This is a genomic window from Acinetobacter sp. 1130196 (genome assembly GCF_000588095.1).
Lineage (GTDB): Bacteria > Pseudomonadota > Gammaproteobacteria > Pseudomonadales > Moraxellaceae > Acinetobacter > Acinetobacter nosocomialis.
Genome location: NZ_JFWX01000041.1, coordinates 17,889 through 33,977, shown reverse-complemented (window position 1 = coordinate 33,977; position 16,089 = coordinate 17,889). Strand labels below are relative to the sequence as shown.

Annotated in this window: 19 protein-coding genes; 14 read left to right on the top strand and 5 right to left on the bottom strand. The window is 38.8% G+C overall.

Translation table 11 applies throughout. The features are described 5' to 3' along the window. The 3 genes from J671_RS20625 to J671_RS20615 all read right to left on the bottom strand — a co-directional run. The coding region (locus tag J671_RS20625; RefSeq protein WP_230400570.1) for a helix-turn-helix domain-containing protein at positions 1-239 on the bottom strand (239 nt) is incomplete at its 3' end. Positions 240-450: 211 nt separating this feature from the next. Next, positions 451-861, bottom strand: a complete 411-nt coding sequence (locus J671_RS20620) for a tautomerase family protein (RefSeq protein WP_031983278.1) — start codon at positions 859-861, stop codon at positions 451-453. Next, positions 852-1,169: a carboxymuconolactone decarboxylase family protein gene (locus J671_RS20615; RefSeq protein ID WP_022575452.1), complete on the bottom strand. Its 318-nt coding sequence runs from the start codon at positions 1,167-1,169 to the stop codon at positions 852-854. Before J671_RS20615 ends, J671_RS20620 begins: the two co-directional genes overlap by 10 nt. 92 nt (positions 1,170-1,261) lie before the next feature. Here J671_RS20615 and J671_RS20610 point away from each other — a divergent pair, with 92 nt between their 5' ends. From J671_RS20610 to J671_RS20590, 5 genes are all read left to right on the top strand, one after another. Beyond that, a complete protein-coding gene (locus J671_RS20610; RefSeq protein WP_031983276.1) occupies positions 1,262-2,146 on the top strand; it encodes a LysR substrate-binding domain-containing protein in 885 nt (294 codons plus the stop codon). Between the two features lie 121 nt (positions 2,147-2,267). After that, positions 2,268-2,876: a paraquat-inducible protein A gene (locus J671_RS20605; RefSeq protein ID WP_002049163.1), complete on the top strand. Its 609-nt coding sequence runs from the start codon at positions 2,268-2,270 to the stop codon at positions 2,874-2,876. Beyond that, positions 2,873-3,682, top strand: coding sequence for a paraquat-inducible protein A (locus J671_RS20600; RefSeq protein ID WP_031983275.1), 810 nt, complete (start codon positions 2,873-2,875; stop codon positions 3,680-3,682). Before J671_RS20605 ends, J671_RS20600 begins: the two co-directional genes overlap by 4 nt. A 7-nt stretch (positions 3,683-3,689) precedes the next feature. Next, positions 3,690-5,357: an intermembrane transport protein PqiB gene (locus J671_RS20595; protein ID WP_002049115.1), complete on the top strand. Its 1,668-nt coding sequence runs from the start codon at positions 3,690-3,692 to the stop codon at positions 5,355-5,357. Then, positions 5,347-6,054 (top strand): PqiC family protein, encoded by a 708-nt coding sequence (locus tag J671_RS20590; protein ID WP_031983274.1) that lies wholly within the window; start codon positions 5,347-5,349, stop codon positions 6,052-6,054. Before J671_RS20595 ends, J671_RS20590 begins: the two co-directional genes overlap by 11 nt. A gap of 56 nt (positions 6,055-6,110) precedes the next feature. Here the strand turns inward: J671_RS20590 and uraH are convergent, their stop codons facing one another. Beyond that, the gene (gene uraH, locus J671_RS20585; RefSeq protein WP_004707998.1) at positions 6,111-6,512 is read right to left on the bottom strand and encodes a hydroxyisourate hydrolase; all 402 of its coding nucleotides are present in this window, start codon (positions 6,510-6,512) and stop codon (positions 6,111-6,113) included. A gap of 13 nt (positions 6,513-6,525) precedes the next feature. Next, entirely contained in the window at positions 6,526-7,014 is a 489-nt protein-coding gene (locus tag J671_RS20580) for a GlcG/HbpS family heme-binding protein (protein WP_004708000.1), read from the bottom strand. A 104-nt stretch (positions 7,015-7,118) separates the two neighbouring features. On the opposite strand from J671_RS20580, the gene J671_RS20575 reads away from it, so the two are divergent. From J671_RS20575 to J671_RS20535, 9 genes are all read left to right on the top strand, one after another. After that, on the top strand, positions 7,119-7,790 hold the full coding sequence (locus J671_RS20575) for a heavy metal response regulator transcription factor (protein ID WP_001221367.1): 672 nt from the start codon (positions 7,119-7,121) through the stop codon (positions 7,788-7,790). Beyond that, entirely contained in the window at positions 7,787-9,178 is a 1,392-nt protein-coding gene (locus J671_RS20570) for a heavy metal sensor histidine kinase (protein WP_031983273.1), read from the top strand. The genes J671_RS20575 and J671_RS20570 overlap by 4 nt, the downstream gene beginning before the upstream one ends. 107 nt (positions 9,179-9,285) lie before the next feature. Beyond that, positions 9,286-9,852 (top strand): lipocalin family protein, encoded by a 567-nt coding sequence (locus J671_RS20565; protein WP_031983272.1) that lies wholly within the window; start codon positions 9,286-9,288, stop codon positions 9,850-9,852. Between the two features lie 117 nt (positions 9,853-9,969). Continuing rightward, positions 9,970-10,941 (top strand): acyl-CoA desaturase, encoded by a 972-nt coding sequence (locus J671_RS20560; RefSeq protein ID WP_031983270.1) that lies wholly within the window; start codon positions 9,970-9,972, stop codon positions 10,939-10,941. Further along, on the top strand, positions 10,938-12,200 hold the full coding sequence (locus J671_RS20555) for an NAD(P)/FAD-dependent oxidoreductase (RefSeq protein WP_031983269.1): 1,263 nt from the start codon (positions 10,938-10,940) through the stop codon (positions 12,198-12,200). The genes J671_RS20560 and J671_RS20555 overlap by 4 nt, the downstream gene beginning before the upstream one ends. Before the next feature lie 22 nt (positions 12,201-12,222). Continuing rightward, positions 12,223-13,014: a DUF1365 domain-containing protein gene (locus J671_RS20550; RefSeq protein ID WP_031983268.1), complete on the top strand. Its 792-nt coding sequence runs from the start codon at positions 12,223-12,225 to the stop codon at positions 13,012-13,014. Further along, a complete protein-coding gene (locus J671_RS20545) occupies positions 13,011-14,210 on the top strand; it encodes an SAM-dependent methyltransferase (RefSeq protein WP_031983267.1) in 1,200 nt (399 codons plus the stop codon). Before J671_RS20550 ends, J671_RS20545 begins: the two co-directional genes overlap by 4 nt. Positions 14,211-14,239: 29 nt before the next feature. Beyond that, complete coding sequence (locus tag J671_RS20540) at positions 14,240-15,019, top strand: DUF1295 domain-containing protein (RefSeq protein WP_031983266.1); 780 nt, start codon at positions 14,240-14,242, stop codon at positions 15,017-15,019. Between the two features lie 8 nt (positions 15,020-15,027). After that, positions 15,028-16,077, top strand: coding sequence for an SAM-dependent methyltransferase (locus J671_RS20535; protein ID WP_022575459.1), 1,050 nt, complete (start codon positions 15,028-15,030; stop codon positions 16,075-16,077). Positions 16,078-16,089 lie beyond the last annotated feature (12 nt).

Sequence of the window (16,089 nt, the reverse complement as noted above, 5' to 3'; positions counted from 1 at the left end):
TGCTGAGGAGACCATAAACAACGGATCGCTTCAACAATAAATTTCCAGAGGATTGAATCGATTTTGAGTTTTCTGTGACCACGTCTACGTCTAGCGAAGGTGTTATCAGAAGCATATCGAGCTTGATAAACGTCATTGATGCTATTTCTTTTAAGCTCACGATAGATCGTACTAGGATGTCTTTTAATGAGTTCAGCAAATTTTCTGGCTGAAAAGCCTTCTTTTCTTGACTCAAGCATTAATGCAGTACGATCTTCAAAGTTAAGATGATGGTATGACAATTTTATATACTCCATAAACCCTTTAAATTAATTAGGTGGTTTATGTCGCACTTCAAGTTTTACTCTGCCGATTTATATAAAAATATAAAGCTTCAATATAAAGAAGCTTTATATTTGAGAAAATTTAGCTTATTAAAAATAGTAAGTTGGAGTGATTTAATTGAGACGATTAACTGACTGATGTTAAGGTTTTTAAGTAAAGATCAGCTCGCTGTGCATGACCAAAGCACCAATCTTCTGGGCTATTTTGTACAATCACAAACATAACATCCTGCTCTGGAATCTTAAATTTTTGATGGAGCTGTGCTGTTACATGCTGCATTAAATCTGATTTTTGCTGAGCTGTTCTGGCTTTACCAGAAGTGATGTATAGCAGCATAAATTTTTCAGTGCGGGAAGATTCCACCCAGTAATTAGGATCAACATATATATTGCCTTGAGCTAAGTGTTCAAAGAAATGAAAGCAATCATTTGGGGGAGTATCAAAATAACTTTCCATACAAGTTTGCACAATTTTCGAAATTTGAGCTTTCTCAAGATCTGTATATGCATAACTAGTCGTAAAACGAATCATGGGCATGACCATATCTCCTCTGGCATATGTTCAAGTGCGGAAATGGCAGTAGGTAAGCCTGCATAAAAAGCAATATGCGTAATGGCTTCAATAATTTGCTCTTTGGTGATGCCTTGAGTTAAGGCATTTTTGACATGCCATTCGAGCTGTGAATAACGCCCTTGTAAAACAAGTGTAGTGATTGTAATAAAACAACGTGTTTGAGTATCAAGCACAGGCCTTTGCCAAATATCTGCAAATAAGTAGTCTTTGCCGAACTCATACAGCTTGGGCGAAATACTTTCTAAGTTATGAATATCAATTTTTCTGAACATTTTAGGACTCAACACTTATGCTGTTGTCGCTAATATGGCAGTTTGTTATAGTTTAAAAAATCAAAACTTTTCTAACCAATGATTCGGTTTTTATGAATGATTATGCCAAACTTCCAACCAATCTTGATTTAGACGCCTTACGTGCGTTCGTTAAAGGAATTGAGCTTGGAAGTTATCAGCTAGCAGCACAACACTTATGCCGTTCACCGGCCGCAATTAGCGCGCAATTAAAAAAATTAGAGCAACAAACAGGCTGCCAGCTTCTTAGAAAGCAGGGGCGTTTATTAGAATTAACCCCTAGTGGTGAATTGTTATTGAGCCATGCTAAAAACATGTTGGCGATTAATGATACGGTGCTTTTAAAACTACATCGGACTCAGGCCAGTGGCGTCATTCGTTTTGGTCTACAAGAAGATTTTGCTGAGGGAACCTTACAACAACTCATCGCTCAGTTTATGTTGCAGCATCCTAATGTACAGTTTCAGATTCAGGTCGACCGAAATCAGAATTTGATAGAGAAAGTACAAAAGCAAGAACTAGATTTGGCGCTTATTTGGCAGCAACCCCCCGTAATTGAAAACTTTTATGAACTCAAAAGTGTCGAGACAAAATGGTTGTTTTGCGCCCATGCGCATATTCAGCAAATTATTGAAGATAAAGCTTCTATTCCACTCGTGGTATTGCAGCAACCTTGTATGTTAAGACATATGGCGATTGAGGCACTTGAACAGGCGGGGCTGGCTTGGCATATTGCTTATGAGTGTAACTCTGTTCAAGCATTATGGCCTGCTGTACGGGCAGGTATTGGCATAAGCTTGAGATCATGTTTTCAGATTCCTTCAGACATTCATCGCATACAAAGTGATGTATTGCCGGAACTTAAGCCTTTAAATTTTGGTCTCTATTTCAACTCCACCACACAATCTGTACATATTATTCAGCAGTTTCAACAATATATTGAACAGCACCTACGGTAATTTTTATTCTAAAATTTCCATTGTCTGATATAGCTTTTAGATTGATTAATATTTTAATTTATCTTAGTAATAAACAGAGCTTTATGTGACACAGTAAAACGATAAACCTTAGAGTATAACTATGAAGCTTAAAGAATTAGCAGGTTGTGAGGAGTGCGATACCGTCTATCGTAGAGTCCCGCTTGCTTACGGAAAAAGAGCTTATTGTGTCTGCTGTGGTGCGGAACTTTATCGGCATACCAAACCGTTTACCACGTTGTTAGCTTTAATTTTAACGGCCTTAATTGTATTTGTTATTGCCAATAGCTTTCCGATTGTAAAAATTGAGTTGCAAGGCAATATATCCGAAACCACTTTACTCGGTGCCGTATGGGTGATGTTTCATTATGATCGGGCCTTCGTTGGTGTCCTCATTTTAATCACTACGTTTATAGTGCCGCTTTCATATTTGTTATTAATGGCTTATGTCCTTGGTACGGTGAGTGTATTTAAAAGACGCCCCAAGTTTTTAGTCGGTGCCTTACGTACACTTTATTTTATGAGAGTGTGGGGAATGGTTGAGGTGTTCCTGATTGGAATTTTGGTCACTCTCGTAAAGTTAATGGGTATGGTGCTGGTTATTCCCGAAATTGCCTTGTGGGCATTTGCGGTCTTAAGCCTATTAATGGTTTATATTACATCCATAAAAGTCAGTGACATATGGAACGAAATTGATAGGTCACAATTATGAAAACAATAAAAAATGTGACTACAGTGAAAACCGAAAATACCGATACGGTTCTAAAGCAATATCCAAGAGCCAAAGATCTTTCACTTATATTGTGTCACTGCTGCGGGTTATTAAACTCATCAAAAGTAGATAAAGCAGTCGCTGGTAAAAAACATCAAGTTTTACGCTGTGTGAGATGCCACAGTGTGCTGCACCAACGTAAACCGGGAAGTTTAAACCGTACCTTTGCTTTAGTGGTTGCTGCAACTATTCTTTATATACCGGCAAATGTGCTGCCCATGACGGTGACTGACTCTCTTTTAGGAAGTCAGCAAGATACCATTATGAGTGGCGTGATTTACTTTTGGCAAAATGGAGACTATTTGGTGTCGGTGGTCATTTTTATGGCCAGTATTTTTATTCCGATGCTTAAGCTATTTATTTTGTATTTCCTGTTATTGGTTGTATATATACAGTCATCGGCAGCTTGGAAATTTGCGCCTGAGCAATGTATTAAACTTTATCGAATTGTAGAATTTGTCGGGCGTTGGTCTATGATTGACGTGTTTGTGGTCGCTTTATTGACTGCTCTCATTCAAATTCAATCGCTTGCCACTATTTTAGCAGGGCCGGGTTCTATCGCCTTTGGTGCAGTTGTGGTTTTGACCATGTTTGCATCTTTAAGTTTTGACCCACGTATTATTTGGGATAATTTTTATTCATCTCAAAATACGAATAAACCCAATCAGTTTTCCTCGGAAAAAGCCACAATTATTCAGGCAGAGCACTCGTCCTTGAATAATGATTCCATTAATCCCAGTCAATAAAAGAAAAATGAGTATGTCTGAAAACAAAACAACCAGCGGTACCTCAGATCATCATGAGACAGATGTTGAACTGGAAAACATGAATGATTTACCAGAACCTCAAGAAAAGAAAAATCGGTGGAAACCTTTACTTATCTGGATTGTCCCACTGGTTGCACTTTTAATTGCACTTTCACTCGCGGTGAAAGCGTTACTGTCGAATGGGCCAACGATTGAAGTGTCTTTTCGTACAGCCGAGGGTTTAGTCGCAGGTAAAACAACAGTTCGCTATAAGCAAGTGGATATTGGGGTGGTACGGCAGATTGCTCTTGCAGAAGATCGTTCGCGCGTTATTGCACGTATTGATTTACGTAAAGATGCAAGCAACTTTGCTGCCCAAGATTCACGGTTTTGGGTGGTGCGGCCACGCATTGGGACGAGCGGAGTTTCAGGCATAGATACCTTATTGTCGGGTTCATATATTGAAGTGGATGGCGGGAAATCGCCCGAGAAAAAACTTGAATTTACGGGGTTAGAAATACCACCCGTTATTACCTCAGATGTACCGGGCAAAGTATTTTTCCTAAAAGCCGATGATTTAGGGTCTTTAGATATCGGTTCACCGATTTATTATCGTCGAATTAACGTAGGGCAAATTACCGCCTATAACTTAGCAGATGACGGTAAAAGCGTAGAGCTTCAGACTTTTATTCGTGCGCCGTATGATAAGTTTGTAACAACAGACGCTCGTTTTTGGCAGGCAAGTGGTATAGACGTCACCTTAAATGCTTCAGGCTTTAATTTAGATACTCAGTCGCTTGCAAGTATTGTCGCTGGTGGTATTGCGTTTGGTTTCCCTGAAAACTCAAATGCAACTGTAGCAGCCAATAAGAGTCACTTTAATCTTTGGGACTCAAAAGCTGAGGCATTAAAAGAACCAGATGGACAACCGCGTGGCGTGATTATGTACTTTGATCATTCATTACGTGGGTTAGCAGTTGGTGCACCAATCGACTTCATGGGTATTGAAATTGGTAGTGTTAAATCAATTAATGCAGAGTTTTATAACAACTATAAACAGATTCGTATGCGTGTTGAGGCGGTAATTTATCCGTCACGCGTTGAAAATGGCTTGGCACTCAATCCAAACAGTGAAATTTTCAAAGATTTTGTTGAGCATGGATGGCGTGCACAAATGAGAACGGGCAACCTCTTAACAGGCCAAAACTATATTGCGTTAGACAAGTTCCCTAAAGCTAAACCGGCAACTTTACAAACGCTAAATGATGGTCGTGTAGTGATTCCAACCACTGCAACAGAGCTAAGTGGTTTGCAGGCGCAGGTTTCTCAAATTGCTGACAAGTTAACCAAATTCCCGTTAGTAGAAATTGGGCAAGATGTTCGTAAAACGCTTAAGAACATGAATACAGCTATTGAGTCTACTGACAAGCTGGTTAAACAGTTAGACGGTAAAGTCGCACCTGGTTTACAGGCAACCTTAGACGATGTTCGTAAAACTGTAAGATCGTCCGAGTCTATCTTGTCGAGTGATGCGCCGTTACAACAAGACGTACGTAAAGCACTGCAACAGATGACTCGTGCGGCTGCTTCTTTACAGCTCATGTCAGATTATATTGAGCAACATCCTGAATCTATTATTCGTGGTAAGAGACCAGAGGCCAACGATGAAAAATAAAAAGAACCAATCATTTCAACACTCTCAGGTAGCCAAATGGCTGCTTGGGAGTGGGGTACTTTTAACAGCGGTTGCTATGGCAGCCTGTTCTAGTTCGCCAACGCCAAATTACTATACGATTAGCCCTAAAGTAACTCCGGCAGTCAACTCAAGTATTCGAGTTATTGAAGTTCTACCGGTTGGTCTTCCAGACCGTTTAGATCGTGCGCCTTTGGTGCTACAGGACAGTAATGGCAAGTCAACTGTACTGGATAATGAGCGTTGGACTTCGACCATGAGTACGCAATTACGTGATACCTTGTCGGCGGGTTTACAGCAAAAATTAGGCGCTATTGATAGCTATAGTAGTGGGCTTGCTGGAAATAATCAGCCTTTATACCGAGTTTCTACAGACTTTTCTCATTTCGATATTGTAGATAACAGCAATATCAATGTTGCAGTGTCTTGGGTGGTGAAGCGTCAAATACCGCCTACTCAATTAGAATCATCTAATCCAAAAGTCATCACAAATGCGGGTTCGCAGCTCAATTGTCGAATTGCTTTTAAACAGCCGATTGATCAAAAAGCTAAAAAACTTGAAGCAATTGTTAGTGCTTCAAGTGAGGCAATGAGCCAGATTATTAATACGGTTTCTTCTTCCATCTTGGCGCTAGATTCAAATAAAAAAGTAGTCGTCAACAATGGTATTTGTTCGTAGCAAGATGTTTTAACAAAACCCTTTATCTGCCTAAAACAGATAAAGGGTTTTTTATTTTAGTTGCCTCTATAGGTTGAGTAACCGTAAGGGCTGAGCAGTAACGGAATATGGTAGTGATTTACACTGCCGTCCACTTTAAAAATCACGGGTACTTCGCTAAAGAACGTTTGCTGTTTGTTCTTTTTAAACCATTCTTCTGTTTTAAACGTAACTTTATAAACACCTTGTTCTAGTTTTTTATTTTCCGGATAGAGCGCAGTAATACGACCATTTGAGTCTGTCACTTGTTGGTTGAGTTTCACCCACTGGTTATTGGTGTTCTTCTCCAAAACCACTTCAACCTGAGAAGAGGGTAAACCTGTCTCTAGGTTTAATACATGCACGCTAAGCGGATTGGTTTGTGCAAATGTAGCTGAGGCTATAAATAAAGAAGATAAAGCAATAAATGATTTATTCATGTGATGTAGCTCCTTATGAGTTAAAAACGGTTTCAATGGCTTTGCTTGCACACTGATTGTCATTTTGCGCGCCGCCAGCACCCGCAACCCCAATTGCGCCGATCACTTGGTTCTCAAAACGGACAGGTACGCCACCGCCTAACAAAAGTAAATTTGCTACGGTAGTTAAATTTTTTGCATCGGGGTTTTGGTTACTGTTTTGGCTTAAAACTAAGGTCGATGTTTTGGTCGATAATGCGGTATACGCTTTTTTCTCGGCAGCCATTAAATTATGCGGGCCTACCAACTCATGCCGCTCGGCAGTTAAAGTATTACCGCCACGATCTACGACAACGACCGCAATATTTTGATTTAGTTGTTTACATGCCTGTTTAGCACTGTCGGCTAGCAGATGGGCGGTTTTAAGATCTAACGAATAAACTTGATTCAAAGCAGGGGGCTGTGCAAAAGTACTATTTGCAAATAGCACTGTTGTGAGTAGCAGCCAGTTTATTTTGTTCATAATGATTGCCTCTATGTCGCTTTGAAAATCTTAAACAAATTGCCTAATTTCAAGCATGACAATCACATTACAAAGTTGTCATTTTTCTAATGAGTCTCTACAAAATGCGTATCCTTATTATTGAAGACGAGATCAAAATCGCCACTTATTTGGTCAAAGGGTTAAAAGAATCCGGATACCAAGCCGAGTGCGTACATTTAGGGCTTCAAGGTTTGGAAATGCTAAAAAGAGATCAATATGACTTGCTTATTCTTGACGTGATGTTGCCGGACATAGAGGGTTGGAGCGTACTACAGGTACTACGCCAGTTTTCAAAAATTCCGGTGATTTTCTTAACAGCAAAAGATCAGGTCATGGATAGAGTGAAAGGGTTAGAGTTAGGTGCAGACGATTACTTGGCTAAACCCTTTTCCTATATTGAACTCTTGGCACGCATTAAAAGTTTGTTAAGACGACAGCAGTATTTGCAAGAAAATGAGTTGTCTATAAGTGATCTAAAAATGGATTTGGTGGGGCATAAAGTATGGCGTAATGGCAACTTAATCGAACTGAGTAAAACCGAATTTAACTTATTACGTTATTTATTGGTCAATAAAGAACAAATCGTGACGCGTAGACAAATCGGTTCTGAGGTCTGGAATATTAACTTTGACACTGATACTAACTTTATTGACGTTGCAGTACGCCGTTTAAGAAGCAAAATTGATGAAGGATATGAACCAAAACTTATCCATACCATCCGTGGCTTGGGCTATAAAATTTCGGTTAGCTTATGAACTTTAAATTTCTGCGTTCGCTTGAAGTCCGTATTACCATACTGGTCACGCTTTGTTCGGCTCTCATTTTATGTTCAGTCGGCTTTATGACCTATTTAGGCATTAACCAAATTTTATTAAAGCAGCAAGATAAAGCTTTAGTAGACCGAATTAATCGTTTGGAAATTTTGCTACAAGACAGTGAAAATGTTGAGCAAATTATTGCGCGTCCTAAGCTGTATCAAAACATGCTTGGCAACCAAGACAACTTATTTTTACTCATTCATAAAGACAAAGCTTTAATTAATATCAATCCACTCCATATTCAGCTACCTCAGCTTGCAGAGCGAACAAATCTTCAATTTCAGGACTTGGCTAACAACTCATATCCAACGCGAATTGCATGGAAAACCATCACTATTAATCAGGAACCTTATCTGCTTATTGCGGGTAAACAGTGGTCTGAGCGCATCAATATTCTTTTACCATTTCAAAAGAATCTTTTGATGTATGTGGTAGGAGGAATTCTTGCAATTTTTGCTCTTTGTATTTTGATATGCCATTTAGGGTTGCGTTCGCTACAACGGCTTCGCAAGCAAACTCACTCAATTAACGTAAATCAGCTACAAAAACGCTTAGACCTACCAAATTCACCTTTAGAAGTTGAGCTGCTTTCTAAAGATATAAACCATATGCTTGAACGTATTGAAAAGGGCTATACGCAGCTCAATCGTTTTTCTGAAGATATCGCACATGAATTCCGTACGCCGTTAAATAACTTGATAGGACAAACCGAGATTGCTTTAACAGATGAGCGTTCAGTAGAGCAATATCAAGATTTGTTGGTGTCTCATTTAGAGGATTATCACAGATTAAAACGCATGATTGATAGCATGTTGTTCTTGGCAAGAGCTGATCAAAAAATGGTGCTTGTTAACAAACAGCAAATCAATATTCAGGACGTTTTAGATGGGCTATGCCAGATTTTTGAATATCAATTTGAGGAACAAGACTGCCACATTAGTTTTAATCTAGAAGTTCCAATGTTATTTGCAGATCCAGAGTTATTTCAACGAGCGGTTTACAACCTTGTTTTAAATGCGCTGGTTCATGGGGGCTATAACAGAACTATCTTGGTTACAAGTAAATATAAAACACTTGATCACAAGAATATGGTGAGCCTAAGTGTGATAACCAGTGGTATTTCAATTGCTGAACATCAACTTGAACATCTTTTTGAACGATTCTACCAATGTCATTCAAGCCGAACTGATGAGAGTCAGACAGGAGGCTTAGGTCTATCTATTGTGGCTTCTATTATGGATTTACATCATGGCTCATACCGTGCTTATAACACGGCTGTAGGAGTATGTTTTGAGCTTGATTTTCCAATTGCAGATACTCCATAGAAATACAATTAACTACCTATAAATGTTGCTTAATTTTAAATTTCACACTTTGTTCACAACCCTCTGAAGTATGTTTAAACACATGAAATAAATATAGGAGGATCATGATGAAATTATTATTTAAATCAATTGTGATGAGTAGCAGTCTGGCCGCGGTTAGTCTATTGGCCCCTTTAAGTACCTATGCAGAAACTACCACTAAACCCGTAGCTGTTGACGCTATCGATATTAATAAATATGTAGGTAAGTGGTATGAGATTGCGCATTTACCTATGTTTTTTCAGCGTAATTGTATAGCCAATACAACAGCAACCTATTCGATTAACGCAGATAAAACCGTGGGCGTTTTAAATAGTTGTACGAATAAAAAAGGCGAAGTGATTTCATCTGAAGGTGTGGCTTATCCGCAAAATGAAGGTAATAGTAAACTAGAGGTAAGCTTCTTACCTTCCGGTTTAAGATGGATTCCTTTTACCAAAGGTGACTATTGGGTGCTTAGAGTTGACCCATATTATCAAGTCGCTTTGGTGGGTGGGCCAAGTACAGAATATTTATGGATTCTTTCTCGTAGCCCTCAAATTGATCAAGCAACATATAACTCTTATTTGCAAACGGCAAAACATTATGGCTATGATGTTTCCAAACTCATTAAAACAACACAAACAAATTATTGAAATCGCTGATTATGTTGGCTTTTAAATTTGGCTCATAAATCTGTGAACTTCACATAAAATTCATTGCGCATTTTCTAAATTAGAACCAAAAGAAATGCTTTAGATCAGGAAGAATCAATGTCTAAATTTTTTCTACGCTGGATCGATAGCTGGTCAGATTCAGAAAATGCGCAAATGGATGCTTCTAGCGAATATGTCATTGAAAAGAAAATTCAATGGTTAAGAATCATACCTTTTATTCTATTACACATCGCTTGTTTAGCTGCTTTTTGGGTAGGGGTGTCTTGGTTTGCTGTGATTTTCATGCTTGGCTTTTACCTAATACGCATGTTTGCAATTACCGCTTTTTTTCACCGTTATCTTTCCCATAAAACCTTTCAAACCTCCCGTATTGTCCAATTTATTTTTATCTTGATTGGAACCATGAGTGCACAGCGCGGACCGTTATGGTGGGCAGCACACCACCGTTATCACCATCATTTTACTGACACCGAACAAGATCCGCATTCAGCGAAAGCAGGTTTTTGGTATTCGCATGTAGGCTGGTTTTTAAACGAACAGAATTTTGCCACTCGAAAAAAAGTCATTAAAGACTGGTTGAAGTATCCGGAACTGATTTGGCTTGACCGATTTAGCTTACCTGTTGTGATTTTGACGGCTTTGGCAATTTACGGTTTAGGTTCATGGCTGGCGCAGCGTTTTCCTGCGTTGGGTACCAATGGCTTACAGCTTTTGGTATGGGGTTTTGTGATTTCTACTGTGCTGTTAACACATGCGACTTTATGTATTAATTCACTTGCGCATCGTTATGGTTCACGAGAGTTTAATACGGATGATGATAGCCGTAATAACTTTTTCCTCTCTTTAATTACTTTAGGTGAAGGATGGCACAACAACCATCACTTTTACGCGGGTAGTGTGCGTCAAGGTTTTTATTGGTGGCAGATCGATATTACCTTTTATGTGTTAAAAGTCATGTCTTTATTTGGTTTGGTATGGGGATTAAAGCCAGTACCAGAGAAGGTTTATCAATATAAAAAAACTAAAAATCTACCGATAGAAAAAATTGAAAATGGGGAAGTACTATGAAGATTGCCATTATTGGTTCAGGTATATCGGGGCTTTATGCGGCTTGGAAATTGTCAAAACAACATCAGGTTACGATATATGAAAAAAATAACTATTTTGGCGGTCATACAGATACGCATGAGCTTGATATAGACGGTACTAAGATAGCGGTAGATAGCGGTTTTATTGTGTTTAATGACTATAACTACCCGTTATTTACTGACATGCTTAAAAATTTGGGAGTTGAAACCCAATATAGTGATATGAGTTTTTCGGTAAATAATTTGGTGAGTGGGCTTCAATATAATCCTTCAAAAAAATGGTCGCTCTTTGCTCGTCCGCAAAACTTTTTAAATCGTAAATTTCTACAAATGCTCTCAGACTTGCTGCGTTTTTACGATGATAATAAAGATATAGATGTGGCGGATATTGATCCAAATTTATCGATTGAAGACTATTTAGATCAACATAAATATAGTGCCGAGTTCCGTTATGAGCATCTTTATCCGATGTGCGGTGCATTATGGTCGGCACCTGTTGAGCAGGTAGGCCAAATTCCATATCGATTTGTGGTAAGTTTTTTTCAGCATCATCGTATGTTGCAGCTAAAAGAGCGGCCACAATGGCAAACGGTTAAACACGGTTCGGCAAGTTATATTCGTGCTATTCAAAAGAGTTGCCCATCGCTAGAATGGAAGTTTGCAGAAGTAAAAGGTGTGAGCCGTTCCCCTGAAACCGTGTGGATCGAAACTTCAGAAGGGCAAGCACAATATGACTGGGTGATTTTTGCAAGTCATGCTGATGATAGTCTAGGTTTAATAAAAGATGCTTCATCGCTTGAACAAGAGATATTAAGTCAGTTTGATTATCAAGATAATCATATGGTGGTACACCGCGATCTTTCAATTATGCCTAAAAGCCGTTTGCAGTGGGCAAGCTGGCATGTACATGTAACTCCTACATCGCAAGTTCAAAACAATGAGTCTGCCATACATTATGGTTTTACCTATTGGATGAACAATTTACAAAACTTACCCTGCAAAACTCAGATTTTCTGTACTTTAAATCCCAATATGCAAATTAAAGCCGAAGATATTTTGGTTGAACGTCATTATCGACATCCGGTATTTGATGCAAACGAGATTCAAGCTCAATCTCGTTGGCAAGAAATTAGTGGACGAAATCGTACTTCATTTTGTGGAGCATATTGGGGATGGGGCTTTCATGAAGATGGCGCTCGCAGTGCAGCACGTGTTGTTGAGCAACTCTTAGCGTTATAAAAATAAAACGGGAGCTTATCAAATGTTATTAAATAAAATGGCTATCGCTCCCGCACTTATTCGTCACAGACGTTATAGTCCCAAAACTCACCAATTTACATCGACCTTAAATTATTTATGGTTTGACCCAGATCAATTAAATGAAATTACACAAGATTGTTTATTTTGGTCGACTGATCATTGGAATGTATTAAAACTATCCGAAAGTGATTTTTTAAATATGTATAGCGGTTCGGTAAGGGATCGAGTAGGAAAAGCGCTACTGCAAAATAACAACTTATATATGGGTTCAGATTGGCAAATTAGAGTATTGGCTTTGCCTCGTTGTTTGGGTTTTCGCTTTAATTCAGTCGTATTTTATTTTGTTTTAAGTCAAACAGGCCAACCGCTATTTATTCTTAGCGAAATTACCAATACCCCGTGGAATGAGCGAAAAGTCTATACACACGACTGTATAAAACAACAAGGTCAGGTGGGTGATTATCAGAGTTTCGATTTTAACTTTGAAAAATCATTTCATGTTTCGCCGTTCATGCCTATGCAGTTGACTTACCGTTGGCGGTTTAGTTTTTCAGACTTACAAAATGTTATTCATATGCAGCTCTTTGAAGAGAAAAAACAAGTCTTTGATGCCACTATGCGCTTTGAACTTGTGCCCATCACATTTCCTTCACAGCAATATCGATATGCTCTTATCAACAGCCTAGCACCTTTTAAAATGTTGTTTTCAATATATTTAGAGGCATTTAAGTTGTGGCGAAAAAAAGTTCCATTTTATCGTCATCCTAAAAAGATCAAGGTAGATAAGACATGATAAAAACATTTCTTTATGGTGAAGATGACTCACTACCGTTATTGCTCAAGAGTCTTCTCAAACTACGTCATGGACAGATCACTTTTCAGGGCGCGTGGAATGGGACGGTCGGTGAAGTTTCAGACTTACATGCTGTGATTGAAGTCCACAATCCTTTATTGATGGATCTCATTTTAAAAAATGGTGTTTTGGGAGCAGCAGAAGGCTACATCCGTGGTGACTGGAGCAGCGAGCACCTTGTCGAGTTGATTCAGATCTTGGCACGTAATCGAGCTGTATTGGACCAAATCAACCAGAATGTTATTGCTCAAGCGAGCCAGTTTTTTCTTAAAGCTTGGTATCAAAACCGGAAGAATTCTATAAGTGGTAGCCGTAAAAATATCGCCGAGCACTACGACTTAAGCAACGACTTTTTTAAATTATTTTTAGATCCGTCTTTAATGTATTCGAGCGCCGTTTTTGAAAATGAAAACATGACTCTCGAAGAAGCATCTGATTTAAAAAAAGAGATCATTTGTAAAAAGTTAGATTTAAAACCACTAGATCATTTGGTTGAAATTGGAAGTGGGTGGGGTGGTTTTGCAATTTATGCAGCTCAACATTATGGCTGTAGAGTAACCACAATTACCATTTCACAAGCTCAATATGATGAAGCCGTTACTCGTGTAAATGAAGCTGGCTTGGCACATCGAATTGATGTGCAACTTAAAGACTACCGTTTGCTCGAAGGTAAGTTCGATAAGCTGGTTTCAATTGAGATGGTTGAGGCGGTTGGTGCGCAATATTTATCGACATACTTTGATCAATGTAAAGCACTCTTAAAACCGAAAGGTTTGGCATTTATTCAAGCCATTACCATTGAAGATTTCCGATATAAAAAAGCACTAAATACAGTTGATTATATTAAGCGCTATATTTTTCCTGGTAGCTTTATCCCTAGCATAAGTGTATTGACTCAAACCGCCTCTGAGAGTGGTTTAAGGTTGAAGCATTTAAATGATATTGGTTTAAGTTATGCGCACACACTTCATCACTGGCGAGCACGTTTTTTAGCAGCGCGGGAACAAGTATTGGCTTTAGGTTTCGATGAAAACTTCATTCGGATGTGGGATTTCTATTTATGTTATTGCGAAGGCGGTTTTAAAGAAGGCGTGATAAGCAATGTTCACTTGTTGTTTGAAAGTACCAGTTACTAGCTCAAACAGCTCAAGTAAGGAGACTGCTGATGTTTTTGAATTTACTGATTCTAGATTTAATGATCATGTTGCTGAGCTGGCTACTTGCCACTCTAAATGGCCGAGCTGGAATTGTAGATGCTGCATGGAGTTTCTGTCTGGCAGTGAACATTATTGTTTCTTCTTTACTCATTTCAGTTGCCCCAGTTGAAGTGCGCCTTTTTATTGGTATTTTTAGCGGCTTATGGTTTTTAAGATTATTTTGGCACCTGTTAAGACGTTATCAATCTGAACAAAAAGAAGATGGCCGTTACGCGAGCATGCGTAAAGCGATGGGTAAGTTTCAGCATATTGGCTTTTTATTCTTTTTTATCTTTCAAACACTTTTAGTGCTTTTGTTCTTTTTGCCGATGTGGATGCTCCTCAATGTAGAGGCAACTGAATGGAGTAGTGGATATAAAGTCGCTTTAGTAATTGCTGCTGTCATCATGGCAATTGCTTTCATTGGAGAGCAGCTCGCTGATCAGCAGTTATACCGATTTAAATTAAATCCAGATCATCATGGCAAAACGATGGATCAGGGTTTATGGCGTTATTCACGTCACCCCAATTATTTTTTTGAATGGTTACACTGGTTTGCCTATCCAATTATTGGTTTAGCGGCAGGCCAATACGTATTGTGGATTTATCCGTTACTCATGTGGCTATTTTTATATTACGTCACGGGTATTCCATTTAGTGAAAAACAGGCAATTAAAAGTCGCGGTCAAAATTATCTTGATTATCAACAAAAAACGTCAATGTTTATACCGCGGAAACCAAAAAAATAGGTGCGCATATGGATTTTATCGTTCATCAGTCTTTGAAAATTGTTGAAAGTGGTGTGATTCCAGACCATGCAATTCGGGCTGCAATTCGAGCTTTAAGCAAAAAGCGTTTAATTCAGGAAGGCCGTTATGACCCTGAACAAGGGGCACAGCGCTATATGGATGTGCTTAATATGCTGAAAAAGAGCGAAATCGCCGTTGAAACTGATAAGGCAAACGAGCAGCACTATGAGTTACCAACCGAGTTTTTTCAGGCGGTGCTTGGAAAAAGACTGAAATATAGTGCATGTTACTTTCCCACCAAAACAACAACTTTAGATCAGGCAGAAGAGCTTGCACTTCAGCTTTATTGTGAAAGAGCACAACTTAAAAATGGTCAACAGATTTTAGAGTTAGGTTGCGGTTGGGGTTCTTTAACTTTGTGGATGGCAGAAAACTATCCACGATCACAGATTACGGCTGTTTCAAATTCTGCAACCCAGAAAAAGCATATTCTCGGGCAAGCAAAGTTAAGAGGTTTAAGCAATATTGAAGTACTGACCTGTGATGTGAATGTTCTCGAATTAGACCAAGCCCGATTTGATCGTGTTGTATCGGTCGAAATGTTTGAACACGTTCGAAACTATCAGCGACTTTTTGAAAAAATTCAGAAGTGGTTAAAGCCGGAAGGATTACTCTGGTGTCATATTTTCTGTCATCGCTTTTTGCATTATCCTTTTGAAGTAAAATCAGACTATGATTGGATGTCCAAGTATTTCTTTACTGGCGGTTTAATGCCTTCGACTTCAACTTTTTTGCATTTTCAAGAGCATTTAGAGTTGGCTCAACATTGGCAATGGTCGGGTGAGCACTATATGAGAACGGCAAACGCTTGGCTTAATAATATGGATAATCAAGAGGAAGAGCTCAAGCCACTGTTTAAAAAGATCTATGGCAAAGATGCCAATATTTGGTGGCAACGCTGGCGTATTTTCTTCATGGCTTGTGCTGAACTTTTTGGTTTTGAACAAGGACAAGAGTGGGTCATTGGTCACTTTTTATTTAAAAAGAGATCATTGTAATTTCGATAGCCT

Excerpts from the sequence above, each read along its gene's own strand:
- J671_RS20565 (WP_031983272.1), top strand. The coding sequence starts at position 9,286 with ATGAAATTATTATTTAAATCAATTGTGATGAGTAGCAGTCTGGCCGCG.
- J671_RS20575 (WP_001221367.1), top strand. The coding sequence starts at position 7,119 with ATGCGTATCCTTATTATTGAAGACGAGATCAAAATCGCCACTTATTTG.
- J671_RS20570 (WP_031983273.1), top strand. The coding sequence starts at position 7,787 with ATGAACTTTAAATTTCTGCGTTCGCTTGAAGTCCGTATTACCATACTG.
- J671_RS20555 (WP_031983269.1), top strand. The coding sequence starts at position 10,938 with ATGAAGATTGCCATTATTGGTTCAGGTATATCGGGGCTTTATGCGGCT.
- J671_RS20620 (WP_031983278.1), bottom strand. The coding sequence starts at position 861 with ATGCCCATGATTCGTTTTACGACTAGTTATGCATATACAGATCTTGAG.
- J671_RS20595 (WP_002049115.1), top strand. The coding sequence starts at position 3,690 with ATGAGTATGTCTGAAAACAAAACAACCAGCGGTACCTCAGATCATCAT.
- uraH (WP_004707998.1), bottom strand. The coding sequence starts at position 6,512 with ATGAATAAATCATTTATTGCTTTATCTTCTTTATTTATAGCCTCAGCT.
- J671_RS20580 (WP_004708000.1), bottom strand. The coding sequence starts at position 7,014 with ATGAACAAAATAAACTGGCTGCTACTCACAACAGTGCTATTTGCAAAT.
- J671_RS20545 (WP_031983267.1), top strand. The coding sequence starts at position 13,011 with ATGATAAAAACATTTCTTTATGGTGAAGATGACTCACTACCGTTATTG.
- J671_RS20560 (WP_031983270.1), top strand. The coding sequence starts at position 9,970 with ATGTCTAAATTTTTTCTACGCTGGATCGATAGCTGGTCAGATTCAGAA.
- J671_RS20610 (WP_031983276.1), top strand. The coding sequence starts at position 1,262 with ATGAATGATTATGCCAAACTTCCAACCAATCTTGATTTAGACGCCTTA.
- J671_RS20615 (WP_022575452.1), bottom strand. The coding sequence starts at position 1,169 with ATGTTCAGAAAAATTGATATTCATAACTTAGAAAGTATTTCGCCCAAG.
- J671_RS20590 (WP_031983274.1), top strand. The coding sequence starts at position 5,347 with ATGAAAAATAAAAAGAACCAATCATTTCAACACTCTCAGGTAGCCAAA.
- J671_RS20540 (WP_031983266.1), top strand. The coding sequence starts at position 14,240 with ATGTTTTTGAATTTACTGATTCTAGATTTAATGATCATGTTGCTGAGC.
- J671_RS20535 (WP_022575459.1), top strand. The coding sequence starts at position 15,028 with ATGGATTTTATCGTTCATCAGTCTTTGAAAATTGTTGAAAGTGGTGTG.
- J671_RS20550 (WP_031983268.1), top strand. The coding sequence starts at position 12,223 with ATGTTATTAAATAAAATGGCTATCGCTCCCGCACTTATTCGTCACAGA.
- J671_RS20605 (WP_002049163.1), top strand. The coding sequence starts at position 2,268 with ATGAAGCTTAAAGAATTAGCAGGTTGTGAGGAGTGCGATACCGTCTAT.
- J671_RS20600 (WP_031983275.1), top strand. The coding sequence starts at position 2,873 with ATGAAAACAATAAAAAATGTGACTACAGTGAAAACCGAAAATACCGAT.